Origin of the sequence: Acinetobacter sp. AKBS16, assembly GCF_002899995.1 — a bacterium.
Taxonomy (GTDB): Bacteria; Pseudomonadota; Gammaproteobacteria; order Pseudomonadales; family Moraxellaceae; genus Acinetobacter; species Acinetobacter baumannii.
On the sequence record NZ_POYH01000048.1, the window covers coordinates 1 to 14,125 of the forward strand.

At 37.3% G+C, this 14,125-nt stretch carries 11 protein-coding genes, 1 rRNA gene and 2 pseudogenes; 13 read left to right on the forward strand and 1 reads right to left on the reverse strand.

Going from position 1 to position 14,125, the window contains the following annotated elements; genetic code table 11:
• From rrf to hisC, 8 genes are all read left to right on the forward strand, one after another.
• Positions 1 to 85 (forward strand): 5S ribosomal RNA (gene rrf, locus C1642_RS08525); the annotation flags it as partial.
• 251 nt (positions 86 to 336) lie between these two features.
• Positions 337 to 1,785: an RNA polymerase factor sigma-54 gene (locus C1642_RS08530; protein WP_103236194.1), complete on the forward strand. Its 1,449-nt coding sequence runs from the start codon at positions 337 to 339 to the stop codon at positions 1,783 to 1,785.
• A 168-nt stretch (positions 1,786 to 1,953) separates the two neighbouring features.
• Positions 1,954 to 2,292 (forward strand): ribosome hibernation-promoting factor, HPF/YfiA family, encoded by a 339-nt coding sequence (hpf, locus tag C1642_RS08535; RefSeq protein ID WP_001167461.1) that lies wholly within the window; start codon positions 1,954 to 1,956, stop codon positions 2,290 to 2,292.
• A gap of 138 nt (positions 2,293 to 2,430) precedes the next feature.
• Complete coding sequence (gene ibaG / locus C1642_RS08540) at positions 2,431 to 2,682, forward strand: BolA family iron metabolism protein IbaG (protein ID WP_001083680.1); 252 nt, start codon at positions 2,431 to 2,433, stop codon at positions 2,680 to 2,682.
• Positions 2,683 to 2,688: 6 nt separating this feature from the next.
• The gene (murA, locus tag C1642_RS08545) at positions 2,689 to 3,945 is read left to right on the forward strand and encodes a UDP-N-acetylglucosamine 1-carboxyvinyltransferase (RefSeq protein WP_000357156.1); all 1,257 of its coding nucleotides are present in this window, start codon (positions 2,689 to 2,691) and stop codon (positions 3,943 to 3,945) included.
• Complete coding sequence (gene hisG, locus C1642_RS08550) at positions 3,945 to 4,628, forward strand: ATP phosphoribosyltransferase (RefSeq protein WP_001000724.1); 684 nt, start codon at positions 3,945 to 3,947, stop codon at positions 4,626 to 4,628. The genes murA and hisG overlap by 1 nt, the downstream gene beginning before the upstream one ends.
• Before the next feature lie 105 nt (positions 4,629 to 4,733).
• Complete coding sequence (gene hisD, locus C1642_RS08555; RefSeq protein ID WP_001253725.1) at positions 4,734 to 6,023, forward strand: histidinol dehydrogenase; 1,290 nt, start codon at positions 4,734 to 4,736, stop codon at positions 6,021 to 6,023.
• A gap of 69 nt (positions 6,024 to 6,092) precedes the next feature.
• Positions 6,093 to 7,178, forward strand: coding sequence for a histidinol-phosphate transaminase (gene hisC / locus C1642_RS08560; protein ID WP_103236195.1), 1,086 nt, complete (start codon positions 6,093 to 6,095; stop codon positions 7,176 to 7,178).
• Between the two features lie 3 nt (positions 7,179 to 7,181).
• Here hisC and C1642_RS08565 read toward each other — a convergent pair.
• Positions 7,182 to 8,569, reverse strand: a pseudogene (locus tag C1642_RS08565) (anthranilate synthase component I family protein).
• Positions 8,570 to 8,887: 318 nt separating this feature from the next.
• Between C1642_RS08565 and C1642_RS08570 the strand changes: the two are divergent.
• From C1642_RS08570 to C1642_RS08590, 5 genes and pseudogenes are all read left to right on the forward strand, one after another.
• A complete protein-coding gene (locus C1642_RS08570) occupies positions 8,888 to 9,736 on the forward strand; it encodes a DUF6160 family protein (protein ID WP_031966833.1) in 849 nt (282 codons plus the stop codon).
• A gap of 294 nt (positions 9,737 to 10,030) precedes the next feature.
• Complete coding sequence (locus C1642_RS08575; protein WP_031966834.1) at positions 10,031 to 10,864, forward strand: C39 family peptidase; 834 nt, start codon at positions 10,031 to 10,033, stop codon at positions 10,862 to 10,864.
• Between the two features lie 44 nt (positions 10,865 to 10,908).
• A complete protein-coding gene (locus tag C1642_RS08580) occupies positions 10,909 to 12,093 on the forward strand; it encodes a hypothetical protein (RefSeq protein WP_079281608.1) in 1,185 nt (394 codons plus the stop codon).
• A gap of 12 nt (positions 12,094 to 12,105) precedes the next feature.
• Positions 12,106 to 13,770: an OmpP1/FadL family transporter gene (locus C1642_RS08585; protein ID WP_103236196.1), complete on the forward strand. Its 1,665-nt coding sequence runs from the start codon at positions 12,106 to 12,108 to the stop codon at positions 13,768 to 13,770.
• Positions 13,764 to 14,125 (forward strand): annotated as a pseudogene (locus tag C1642_RS08590) (protein FilE); the annotation flags it as partial. The gene C1642_RS08585 and the pseudogene C1642_RS08590, both read left to right, overlap by 7 nt.

Consider the following 14,125-nt stretch of genomic DNA (forward strand, 5'->3'; position numbering starts at 1 on the left):
GATCCCTTCCCGAACTCAGAAGTGAAACCTCTTAGCGCTGATGGTAGTGTGGGATTACCCATGTGAGAGTAAGTCATCGCCAGCTCATTATTCTAAACACCCCAATCTCAAAAGAGGTTGGGGTGTTTTTTTATATAGGAAAGCAATCAGAAAAGAGTTATTTCAAAGAATCATCGATACTAAAGAATAAGACAGAATAAAAATCCTATCGTTTTTAATAAATAAATTTCTATTTTTCTCATGAATTGATGAGTCAATGTATAGGATAAATCAGAACTCTATGCTATAAATAATTAATAGGCATGATTTTTGCTTGTTTTTTGGAAAGAGAAATATATGAAATTATCTGTTGGATTGAAAGTTGCGAATTCATTATCGTTAACGCCTCAATTGCAGCAGGCAATCCGTTTACTACAACTTTCTAGCCTAGAATTAGAGCAAGAAATCCAAATTCAATTAGATAGTAATCCATTACTTGAAAAAGTAGAAGATGAATCACTAGCAGAAAGTTTATCTACTTTAGAACACAAAGAAACTGATGATCTTACAACAGAGTTGAATGCTGATCACTTACCTGATGACTTGCCTGTTGATACTGAATGGGATGACATTTATACACATCAATCCACTGCTTTGGGTACTCCTGAGTTCGAAGAGCGTGAAGATAATCGCCAAGTTCACCTGACGCTTAAAGAACATATTTTGGAGCAAGTGAACTTACTGCATTTTTCAAAAATAGATCAGTTGATTGCTTATTGCATAGTTGATGCTTTAGATGATAAAGGTTTTCTGGATGCTAAATTAGAAGAGATTATTTTGGCAGTACAGCATTTATTAAGTGAGATGGATATAGATGAGGAAGTGGAAGAGGACGAAGTTTTAGTAGTCTTAAAACATATTCAACGTCTTGATCCAATTGGTATTGGAGCTCGTAATTTAGCTGAATGTTTAAAAGTTCAGTTGGAGTTCTTGCCTAGAGAAACTGAATATTTGAAAGAAGCTAGAAGTCTACTTCAATATTACGAATTACTGATTGCGAATGATCTTAATAAATTATTGAAGCAAACAGGGCTATCCAAGGAACAATTAAAATTTGCAGTTGATTTATTAAAAACATTAAAGCCTTATCCAGGCATGGATTTTGAAAAGCAAGAATCAGAGTATCAAATTCCTGACGTAGTCGTTGCCAAGAAGGACTTGCATTGGCAAGTTCAGTTAAATCCTGATGTGATGCCAAAATTAAGAATCAATTCTTTTTATTCGAGTATGATTCGTAGAGCAGATCAAAGTGATGATAATTTATATCTACGTAATCAAATGCTTGAGGCTAAAAATTTTATAAAAAGTATTGATGAACGGCACAAAACATTATTAAAAGTTGCGACTTGTATTGTTGAGCATCAAAAAGCATTTCTTGAAATAGGTCCCGAAGCAATGAAACCCTTAGTACTAAGGGATGTTGCAGAAGAAGTAGAATTACATGAGTCGACCGTTTCTCGCGTTACCACAAATAAGTATATGCTTACTCCACGTGGACTTTTTGAGTTGAAATACTTCTTTTCTAGTCATGTGGGGACAACCACCGGAGGTGAGGCTTCTTCTACCGCAATTCGGGCGATGATTAAAAAGTTAGTTTCTAATGAAAATCCGCGTAAACCTTTGTCTGATAATGCAATTGCTGCTTTATTGAAAGAAGAGGGAATAGAAGTAGCTAGAAGGACTGTAGCAAAATATAGAGAATCGTTACATATTCCATCGTCATCCGAGAGAAAAGTCTTGATCTAAATTTTGAAGTATGGCTATTCTACTCATTCATTATGACGAAATAATGAAATTTCATTTTCACCAAGAGGAGTAGCTAAAATGGTTTAATTGTCCCAAATTATCTTTTTAGATTGCATTAAATCGTTTTAGTTCTTCTTTATATAACCCAAAAAGGTGAGGGATAGAATTATGCAAATAACGATTCGTGGACATCATTTAGCAATTACACCAGCTATAGAAGAAAATATTAAAGCAAAATTTAATCAGTTAACGAAACATCTTGATCAGGTGAATAGTATGCAGATTAAATTAACGAAAGATCATCAGATTGATAAGCGCTCGCATAAAGGTAGCTCTAATCATGTGGCTGAAGCGATAGTTCGATTACCTGGAATTGAGCTGTTTGCTCAAGCAACAGCGGATGATATGTATACTTCAATAAAAAAACTGACTGAAAAATTAAAAAAACAATTGTTAAAATATCGGAAAATGCAATGTACGTATTCTCAAGTTGCTGTTTCTATTTAATAAGTTTTTTATAATTGAGAGAGGCTTGAAATATAGCCTCTTTTTTATTGATAAAATATAAACACGTACTGAATTCTTTGAAAAAGTTATAGTAAAATACTTCGTTTTACACCGTAGGTTGTGTCAGAGGTCTTTGCAATGAATAGTGAACAGCTCACTCAAATTTTAAAAGAAGCTTTTCCTGAGGCGGAAGTAGTGGTGAGCGGACAGGCTGGAAAATTTGACCTCCGTATCGTGGATGATCAATTTGAAGGTAAGCGTACTGTTGCCCGCCAACAAGCAGTTTATGCACCATTAAATACTTATATTGCAAGTGGCGAAGTTCATGCCGTAACAATTCGTGCGATGACCAAAGATGAATGGCGCAAAGCAAGCCTTTTCGGAGCTTAAATATTAATGGATAAATTTTTAATCACGGGCGGTGTTAAGCTCGAAGGGGAAGTACGCATTTCTGGTGCTAAAAATGCGGCTTTACCGTTACTTGCGGCAATGATTCTTGCTGACTCTCCAATTACATTAACCAATGTTCCAAATCTTAAAGATGTAAATACTTTGGTGAAATTAATTGGTGGACTGGGTGTCACAATTAGTTATGAAAATGACACGGTTAAGGCGGATACTTCTACTTTAGATAACCAGTTTGCTCCTTATGAGCTTGTCAAAACAATGCGTGCATCTATTTTGGTATTAGGGCCATTATTAGCGCGTTACGGAAATGCCAAGGTTTCATTACCTGGTGGATGTGCTATTGGCTCTCGTCCAGTAGATCAACACTTAAAAGCCCTAGAAGCATTGGGTGCACATATTGAAGTTGAAAATGGTTATGTACATGCCACTGTTGATGGTCGTCTGAAAGGCGGCGAAGTGGTTTTTGATATGGTTACCGTTGGTGGTACCGAAAATATTTTAATGGCAGCTGCTTTGGCAGACGGTGTAACCACAATTCGTAATGCTGCACGTGAACCTGAAATTACTGATCTTGCGCAAATGCTTATTAAAATGGGCGCAAAAATTGAAGGTTTAGATACGGATACATTGGTTGTTACTGGTGTAGAAAGTCTACATGGCTGTGAATATGCAGTTGTTGCAGACCGCATCGAAACAGGTTCTTACTTAGCTGCTGCTGCGATTACTGGTGGACGTGTAAAAACCACCCATACAGATCCTTCATTGCTTGAGGCTGTTTTAGATAAGTTTGAAGAAATGGGTGCTGAAGTTACCCGTGGCGATGACTGGATTGAATTGGATATGTTGGGTAAGCGTCCTAAAGCAGTAAGTTTTAGAACACTACCTCACCCAGAATTTCCGACTGACATGCAAGCACAAATTATGGCTGTAAATGCAATTGGCCGTGGGTTTGCAACGATTTCCGAGACCATTTTTGAAAATCGTTTCATGCATGTTCCTGAATTGTCACGTATGGGTGCTAATATTCAGGTCGAAGGCCATGATGCTGTTGTGACGGGTGTTGAAAAATTACAAGCAGCACCTGTAATGGCAACAGATTTACGTGCTTCATTCTCTTTGGTTTTAGCGGCTTTGGTTGCTGAAGGTGATACATTAATTGACCGTATCTACCATATTGACCGTGGTTATGAGCATGTCGAAGAAAAACTTCAAGGTTTAGGTGCCAAAATTAAGCGAGTAAGTTAATGAATGACGTAAGAAACGATGATCCTAATTTTAACGTAATGGGTAATTTTGATCATGGTTTAACCTTGGCACTGAGTAAAGGACGTATTTTAAAAGAAACATTACCTTTACTTGCTACAGCCGGTATTAACTTGCTTGAAGACCCGGAAAAATCGCGTAAGTTGATTTTTCCAACCACACATAAGCAGGTTCGTATTTTAATTTTACGTGCGTCTGATGTGCCAACTTATGTTGAGAATGGTGCAGCTGACTTAGGTGTAGCAGGTAAAGACGTACTTATGGAACATGGCGCTCAGCATGTCTATGAGTTATTGGACCTGCAGATTGCGAAATGTAAATTAATGACTGCTGGTAAAGTAGGAATGGAACGCCCAAAAGGTCGTTTAAAAATTGCCACTAAGTATGTCAATCTTACACGTCAATATTATGCGAGCTTAGGCGAGCAGGTGGATGTTATTAAACTTTATGGTTCTATGGAGTTAGCACCATTAGTTGGTTTGGGCGATTATATTGTTGACGTAGTGGATACTGGAAATACTTTACGAGCAAATGGTCTTGAGCCATTAGAAGAAATTTGCAAAGTATCTTCACGTCTTATTGTCAATAAAGCGAGCTTTAAGCGTAAACAGGTTTTATTGAACCCAATCATTTCCCAACTTGAACAAGCTGTTCAATCACGTTAAAAGTAATTTCCTATCATGCTTTTGCGATAGTTGTAGATATGATGCCCACAAGAGCTTAGAAAAAGAGTAAACTTGGTTTTTCTTTTTCGCCTTGTGGGTAAATTGATGCGACGTTTATCGACTCAAGATCAGAACTTCAAACAGGTTTTTGCCGAGCTTTTAGCTTTTGAAACCGTTAATGATCCTAATTTAGTTCAAACAGTAGATCAAATTATTGCTGATGTTCGTCAGCATGGTGATGATCATGTTTTAAAACTTACTCAACAGTTCGATCGACATCCAGCGCATCAATTTTCCGATCTAGAATTGTCTCAACAACAACTTAAAGCTGCTTTTGATGGTTTAAATCAAGAGATCCGTGAAGCCCTGCAACTTGCAGCTGACCGTATTCGTACTTTTCATGAAGCTCAAAAACAAGATAGCTGGACTTATGTAGATGATTTGGGTAATACCCTAGGACAAAAAGTGACGCCACTTGATCGTGTTGGTATTTATGTACCAGGCGGACTTGCATCTTATCCTTCATCTGTACTTATGAATGCGGTACCAGCACATGTGGCCGGTGTACCTGAAATTATTATGGTTGTGCCAGCGCCAAATGGTGAACTAAATCCACTCGTTTTAGCTGCCGCCTATCTAGCAGGTGTTAGCCGAGTATTTACCATTGGTGGGGCACAAGCTGTTGCTGCTTTAGCTTATGGTACTCAAACTGTTCCACGTGTTGATAAAATTACGGGTCCTGGAAACCGATTTGTAGCAGCAGCTAAACGTGCTGTATTTGGTCAGGTGGGTATCGACATGATTGCTGGACCTTCTGAGATATTAGTTTATGCAGAAGGTGTGAATAATGCTGAATGGTTAGCGATGGATGTATTATCTCAGGCTGAACATGACACAGTAGCTCAAGCTATTTTCATTACTCCAGATGAAGCATTATTAGAAGCAGTAGAGTCTGCAATTGAGAAACATTTAAATGAATTGCCTAAAGCCGAGATTGCGCGTACATCGATTGAAAATCGTGGTGCATTAGTTTTGGTAAAAGACCGTGCTGAAGCAGTTGATTTGATTAATCAGGTTGCACCAGAGCATTTGGAATTATGCCTTGATGATGCCGAAGCGATGAGCCAAGATATTCGTCATGCAGGGGCAATTTTTATGGGTCGCTATACACCTGAAGCAATTGGTGATTATTGTGCTGGCCCAAACCACGTATTACCGACATCTGGCACAGCTCGTTTCTCTTCGCCACTTGGTGTATATGATTTTCAAAAGCGCTCTAGTTTGATCATGTGTTCAAAAGATGGTGTTAAGACTTTGGCTAAAACAGCTGATGTACTTGCTGTTCAAGAAAATCTCGATGCCCATGCACGCTCGGCGCGTTATCGTTATCAATAAGTTTTAAGCCTATCAGTGTTTTTCATGATTATTCAGGGCTGACTTTCAGCCCTTTTTTGAGATAAGACTATGACTGTATCTACAGCACAAATGCGTTTTTGGAGTCCTGAGGTTCGTGAATTAGAGCCGTATGTGCCAGGTGAACAACCTAAAATCCAGAATCTATTAAAGTTAAATACCAATGAAAACCCGTATCCACCTTCACCAAAAGTAGTAGAAGCAGTTCAAGCGGTGTTACATGAACAAGCCGATGTGCTGCGTCTATATCCAGATCCGGATGCGACAGCGTTAAAGCAAGCAATTGCCAAACAACAGAATATTGATGTATCTCAAGTTTTTGTAGGTAACGGTTCTGATGAGGTGTTGGCTCATATCTTTAAAGCATTTTTTCTTCAAGATGAACCAATCCTGTATCCGGACATCACTTATAGTTTCTATCCAGTTTATAGCCAATTTTTTGGCACAAAAACAAAAGAAATTCCTCTCAATGAGAATTTCGAAATTGATGTGCGAGATTATACCCAGCCAAATGGTGGGGTTATTATTACCAACCCAAATGCACCAACCAGTATTGCGCTCAGCTTGGCAGAAATCGAACAAGTATTACAGGCAAATCTGGATCGCGTGGTTGTGATTGATGAAGCTTATGTTGATTTTGGTGCTGAGTCAGCTGTAAGTTTGATAAACCGCTATGAAAATCTTGTGGTATGCCAAACGACTTCAAAGTCTCGTTCTTTAGCAGGCCTACGAGTCGGATTTGCGATTGCTCAGTCGCACTTGATTGCAGCACTTGAGGCTGTAAAAAATAGTTTTAATTCATATCCAATTGATCGCTTTGCTATTGCAGCAGCGGTAGCTTCTTTTGAAGACCAGGCTTATTTTGAAGAGCAGTGCCAAAAAGTTATAACAAGTCGAGAGAAACTTGTTCGTGATTTAACTGAACTTGGTTTTAACGTTTTGCCATCGAAAGCGAATTTTATTTTTGCTACGCATTCACAGCATGATGCTGGGCAACTTGCACAAAAATTACGTGAGCAGGGCATTATTGTTCGTTACTTCAATAAGCCTCGCATTAATCAGTTTTTACGTATCACGGTTGGAACTGATGAGCAAAACGCGCGTTTAATTCAAACTTTGAAGCAAGATATTCTTTAATACTTATTCTGCTGTGCTGTTCATCAAGTTCAGCATAGCAGAGATTTTATCAAGGCTTTCCTGATATTCAGCCTCAGCCTCTGAAGCAAAGTAATACCGCCGCCTGCCCAAATAGAGAGCTGGTTTTGATATTGTTGAAAACTACGAATTAAAATATTCCAGCGTCCAGTACCATCGAAATTAAAATATCCTAAAGTGCCGCAATATGCTCCCCGAGGTGCGCCTTCTAGCTCTTCAATAATTTGCATTGCCCGAATTTTAGGAGCTCCTGTAATTGAGCCTCCTGGTAAAGCAGTGAGCAACATCTGCATAGGATTAATATCATTTTTAAGTGTAGCCGTAATCTCACTCACCATATGATGAACTTGATTGAAGCTCTCAATTTCGAATAGTTTTGTTGTTTTTACCGAACCTGTATTGGCATAAATGCTCAAATCATTACGTAATAGATCAACGATCATCACATTTTCTGCTTGATCTTTTTTAGAATCTTTTAAAGTTTGTTTTGAAAGTAAATCCTGCTCTTTATTCTCATAACGAGGCATTGTACCTTTAATGGGTCTGGTTTTAATTTGCTTATTTACATTAAATTCAATAAATAATTCAGGAGAGCAACTTAACAACTCAAATTCTGTTAATTTTAAATAACCAGAATATGGTGCATTGGTTAAATTCCATAGCTCATCTGCTTTATTTAATAATGAACCATTAAAATTCGCTTTGAATTCTTGAGTAAGGTTAATTTGATAACAATCTCCTGCCTTAATATATTCTTGTATTTTATGAAAAGCAGTTAAGTATGTATTTTTAGACCAGCGAGGATGAATATTTTTTTCGAGTTTAAAATTGTTTTTTTGTAGTTTGCTAGAAGGTTTATTGAGTAGAGCTGAAAGATAGTTAAAAATTTCAAAAGCATTATTTTCATCGCTAAAAAAATACCATTCATTATTTATTTTTTTAATAAAAGAATAATAGGAACCTATAAATAAAGACGGTTGTTTATGTGATTGATTATTTATAAATTGATGTGCAGAAAAGTCATAACTAATAAAACCAATATATCCGCCCTTAAAACTTATTTTTTCTCTATTGCTATTTTTTAGTTCTTGAGATTGGAATTGTGTAAAATCTAAAAGATTTTCTATATAAGATGAAAACTTATATTTATTTAAATCAGTTTTAGTGAATAAAAAGTTTTGGTTATTTTGAGTGATTAAATAATTTTTTGGCAAAAAACCAATAACAGGATTGTTATCATCTTGAAGATATACAAGTCCAGTTAACTCTTCTAATTTTTTTAAAATATCAGCAGCGGAGTAATAGCTTTCTAAAGAGATTTTTTTCTTTAAATGAGACATTTTAAACATGTGAGAGTTTGGAAGAGGTGGCATAGTTTACTACAAGTTAGAGTTCAACAGGCAGTTGAGTGAAAAGACCCTAACATTTCGTGGAAAAAATAACCGAATTATCCTTCAGCCTTCAGAGTAGTAATAAATCTTTTTAGTTAGTCAGACACCGTACCGTTTGTCGGGTAATTGGCAAAAAATGTATTACAGTAGTTGAACAAAAATTAACGTAGCTGTAATTTAGTAATTGCTAAGCAAAACTACTCAAGGATTGGAAGTTTCGGTTGCCATAAAAGAAAAATGCAACTTGAGACAGTGAGAGTGGTTAAAGTCAAAAAATAAATGCTCTTGGGAGAGTGCTCAATGAAAATGTTCACTAAACTTGCTTTAGTTTCTTCTTTAGCTATCAGTGCAAATGCAATGGCAATGCAATCAATGGATGATGCTGCGCTTAGTGCTGCTACAGGTCAAGATGGTATTAATATTGGTATCGCTCTAGGTTCAGGTGGTATTTCTATCGATAAATTATATTTACACGACAATGATGGTTTGGCTGATACGACAAATATCACTGGTGCTTCAGGTACTGCTGGTTCAATCGCAATTAGTGGTGTTACGGTAACTCAAAAAGATACAGGTAATCTTTTAGATTTAGTAATTGATACAAATGGTGCTTCAGGCTCAAACGGTGCTTTCTTAAACGTTGCAGCAACCGTAGGTGCGGTTGATGTACATGTAGGTTCAATTGGTGTAGGTACTTCTGGTACGTTAAATACGACTACTGCTGTACGTGGTATTACTGAAACAGCTCCAACTGAAATTATTTCTGGCTTAGATTTATCTTTAGGCGCAATTTCAGCTAATGTTCAGTTAGGTTCGACACCACAAGGTGCAATGATCAAAGTAAATTCAAGTTTGCAAGGTGGCTTAACACTATCTAACTTTGGTATTAATGATGCTGCTGGTAAGGGTAAAATTGTCCTAGACAAAGTAATGGTTCGTGGTGCGGGTAATACAACTGGTGACTTGGAGGTAAATGCGAACATTTCTGTTGTTCCTACAGGTTTACGTATCCAAAATAACAGTACACAAGGTATGAACGTTTATGCACAGGGCGTACACCTAGGTGCAGCGGGTAATGCTTCAATTGGTGACTTAGAAATCCAAGGTTTAAATGTAGGAACTTCTACAATTACTATTTCTGGTCACTAATTTAAAGGCTGATAAAAAGCGCGTTTATACGCGCTTTTTTATTTATCTTAATAAAACTAATATCTACGCTTTTCTGTTTAAATAATATTAGCTTATATAATAAGAAAGATTATAAAACATTTGAAATGAGAATTAATTATCAGTTTATAAATGTAAAACTATGCATTCATCAAAAAGATTAAAAAAAAGCTGTTTTTTACAAAAAAAAAAGGTATCTTCAACACACAGGGAAGAGCTATTGCTCTAAGAATAAAATGAATAAGGCCGGTAGGCCACCATTTAGACCAAGTGCTTATGTTAGAGATAGTTTTAGGCTCAGCATTGATGTATTACTTTGCGACAGAAGCCTTCGAAATAGAAAAAAAGCCGCCGGGAACTGTTTATTATACAGAGACTGCCGATTCACGTAATTTATCATTTCATCGAAACCATATTGAACCAGTTACCATAAAACCAGCTGTCGAAGACCAATTTCGTGGCATTGTCCGACAAGCCTACGATTATAGTTGTGGATCTGCTGCACTTACGACTTTATTAAACGGCTATGTTGGAACGAGCTTAACTGAACAGCAAACAATGAGTGGTTTGCTGCAGTATGGTGAATATCAACGTATTATTGAGCGACGAAGTTTCTCGTTACTTGATATGAAACGCTTTGTCACAGCAATTGGTTTAGAAAGCGGTGGTTATCGCGGGGAGTTTTCTGATTTAGTTAAACTCGGCCAACCTGCAATTGTGCCTATTTCATATGCTGGTTTTAAACATTTTGTCGTATATAAAGCTTATAAAGATGGACGAGTATACGTAGCTGACCCTGCTTTAGGGAATATCAGTTTTGATGAGGGACGTTTTAAAGAAATTTGGGATAATAATACTTTATTTGTTATTTCTGTTCCTGAATCACAGCGCAAAGACTTATTGGCGTTAAAAGATACAGATATGCGCCATGTGGAAGACGCAACGGTCAATAGATATGCTTTTGTTGATGTGCAATATCCGGCATTTAATTATGATCGTTTAGCAAATAAAGCTTCAACTATGAGACGTGTCTTGGATAACGATAATCATTCTGCGACTTATGGACAGCCGATAGAAACCTATATGCGGCTTTATTACAAACGTAAATAGTCAAATTTAAAGTTAGTAAAATAAATAAATTGGGTAGGAAAAACATGAATAATCGATGGATAAATATGAGTGTGTTGGCTTTAAGTATGAGCGCCATTACAGGGACAATTTATGCCGAAGATCAGGTACAACAAACACAGGTAGAATTATCGAATCAGAGCACGGATGCAGGAGTCGAGGTAAATTCTCTAGCTGCTGAAGCAACAAATTCTTCTTCTGTTAGTACAGATGCGGGAACACAAGCTTCTGAAACACCTTATACAGAGAATGTACCTGAAAATAATAGTGGGGCAAATCAAGCTGCTAACGCCCTACAGAAGAAAGAAGGTGATGCAACTCAAGAGACAAATTTACAAGAGGTATTTACTTCAAATGAACGTCAATACTCTTTGATTAAGAAGGGCGTAATTTCTTCTTATTATGATCTCGACTATACCTATTATCGCGATACTCGAATTGATTTGGCTTTAGCAGATAATTCATCTCAGCTTAATCGTTTACGTGTTGAGGAAGATGCAAACCATACATTAACAAATAGTTTTACTTTGCAATATGGGGTATTAGATAACTTAACTTTATCCGCAACTCTTCCTTTTGTAGCAAAGTCTGAAATTATTCGTGATACAACAACTGCAGGATTGGGTGATATTTCACTTGGTGCGCGTTGGGAACCGTTTCCTTTAAAACAAGGTCGTTTACCTTTGGTTCTTTTTGGTAGTCTGTCAACGAAGACTGGCGATAGTCCTTATGAGATTGGTTTAGATGAATTGTCAACGGGTAAAGGTTATTACTCAGTTGGTGTGGGAGCAAGTACCCGTAAATATATTGATCCAGTCGTTCTCTTTGCTTCTGCTTCTGCCAATTACGGCTTTAAAGAAAGTGGCCTTAATCAAGCCCGAGGTTCGCGTACATTAACTTCATTTGATCCAGGGATTAGCGGTGGCTTTTCTTTTGGTTTCGCTTACTCATTTAACTATGATGTGTCTTTAACCATGTCATATCAGCAAAGTTTCAATATGGATGCCGAATTCCAGTTTGAAAATGGAGAAAGCTATAAATCACCTGATCAAAGTAGTGCGATGTTGTCTTTTGCTTTAGGTGTTCGGGTTTCGCCTGAAACGATCGTTAACGGTACGGTTGGTATTGGTTTAACTGAAGATGCACCAGATATTTCACTTGGTCTGTCATTCCCGTTAGATATTTTAGGTTTTAATAAAAAACAAAAATAAGGAGATATGCAGGTGAAATATCCTAAATTATGTCCTTTAACGGCGGCAATTGTTATCTCCGGTTTTTCTAGCTTTGCCAATGCTCAATTAGGACAAAACTTAGCTGTTGATATTCGCTCACTATCGATGGGGAATGCTGTAACTGCAGACCCCCCTGGTATTAGTGCAGTTCATTTTAACCCTGCAGCTTTAGCAAAAATTGATGGCCTGCAAACAGATGTGCAGGGGATCCTTGCTAACTTTGATATTCAGCGTGAGTTTTCAGCTCCACCTGGTTATAACATCTTTGGTTATTCAGATGACCCTCTAGTTTGTAATGATGGTCCTGAGGTTTCAGCTAATATTTGTACAGATTTTAAAGGGACAGTACATGGTGATGTGGAGTACGCGAGCCTGTATGTACCTATTCTTAAAAAAATGGTAGATCTCGGAGCTGGTTATCCACTAGTTGCTCCTACAGCAGGAATTGCCTATAAACCACCTGGTTCAAAAATTACCTACGCGACCGCCATGTATGCTCCATTAGTCGCAGGTTTTGGGGCAGAGAATGGTAATCCAGGTAACTACATGGGCCAACAAGTTGCAGTTGAGCGGATCACCTATTTATCCCCATCTTTCGGTTATCAGGTAAATGATCATTTATCGATTGGTGCTTCCGTAGGGATGTCCTATAACGCAATCGCACTGAAAACTGATTTACGTTTTCCGAATGAGATGATTGGTGTATTGCGTATGGTTGATGAAGTTGTGTGTGCTCCCTTTAAAAATAATAGTGACATGATTACTGATTTACTATTATTTGGTATGTGTAATGCCCAAGAAGGTATGAATCCATTTAATAAAATGGGGGCATTACAAGTTTCATTAGAACAATCATTAAGTCCAAGCTATAACTTAGGCTTACTTTGGGAACCAACAGACGATTTTGGTTTTGGTATGGTATATCAAAGTGCTGCCAAAATGCGTTTAAAAGGAAAATATCTGATTGATAATGCGAAGGCTCCCCAAGAACTTATAAAAGGCCTTAACTCATCTGCTACGGGGCAAATTTTAGCTGCTATTCTTGGTCTACCTGGTTATGTCCCTGATATAGAATCAGGTTTGGTTGCAATGGATCTTGAATATCCAGCACATTTCCAAGCAGGTATTAAATATAAAATATTACCAGATTTACAAGTTAACTTTGATGTAGGATGGACTGATTATTCTGCATGGAATAAATTTAAATTTGAGTTTGACCGCCAAATCACCTTATTAAAAGTAGCTAAACTTTTATCTAATGACGTTACTGATAACTCATTAGCATTACCATTGAAATTCACTTCGCCGTGGAGCTGGGGAATTGGCCTTGAATATTCAGCAACTGATCGTTTGAAATTAAGGGCTGGTTATGAGCCGCGTGCCAGTTCAATACCTAATGATAAACGCAATACTATGGTTCCGATCAATAATGCGCAATTATTTGGTCTCGGGTTAGGGTATCGTTTTGATGCTGATACAGATCTGGATCTTTCAGTAGGTTTCCTTCGTAGCCGTGACAATATTCCAGCTTGTACAAGTACATTATCGAATAAGTGTGGTGTCGATAATATTTTATTAAACCCTTATTCTGGCTTAGATGTAAAAACGAATACCAAAATTACAGTACTTGGTTTGAGCTATAGAACGAAATGGTAAGACTATATAAATGGATGTTTAGCCCTAAATTTGCTATCACAACTTTATGCGTTGCGATAGCAAGTATTTCTGTATCTTATGCAGACGGTTTTTATACAATTATTGGGCCAGATGGGCGACCTATGATTGTACCGAGTAAAAGAATTGATCAAAAAAAACAACCTATCCCTAAAATAGAGGAAAGAAAACCACAAACTCAGCAGAATCAACCAATAGTAGATTCTGTACAAAAAGCATCTAAAGAAAAAGAGCAAATTAAAAATTTATCGAAAAAACTGGAACAACATGTCCAAGAAAAATTAAATACTGCACCGACTGCACCGACTGCACCGACTGCACCGACTGCACCGACTGC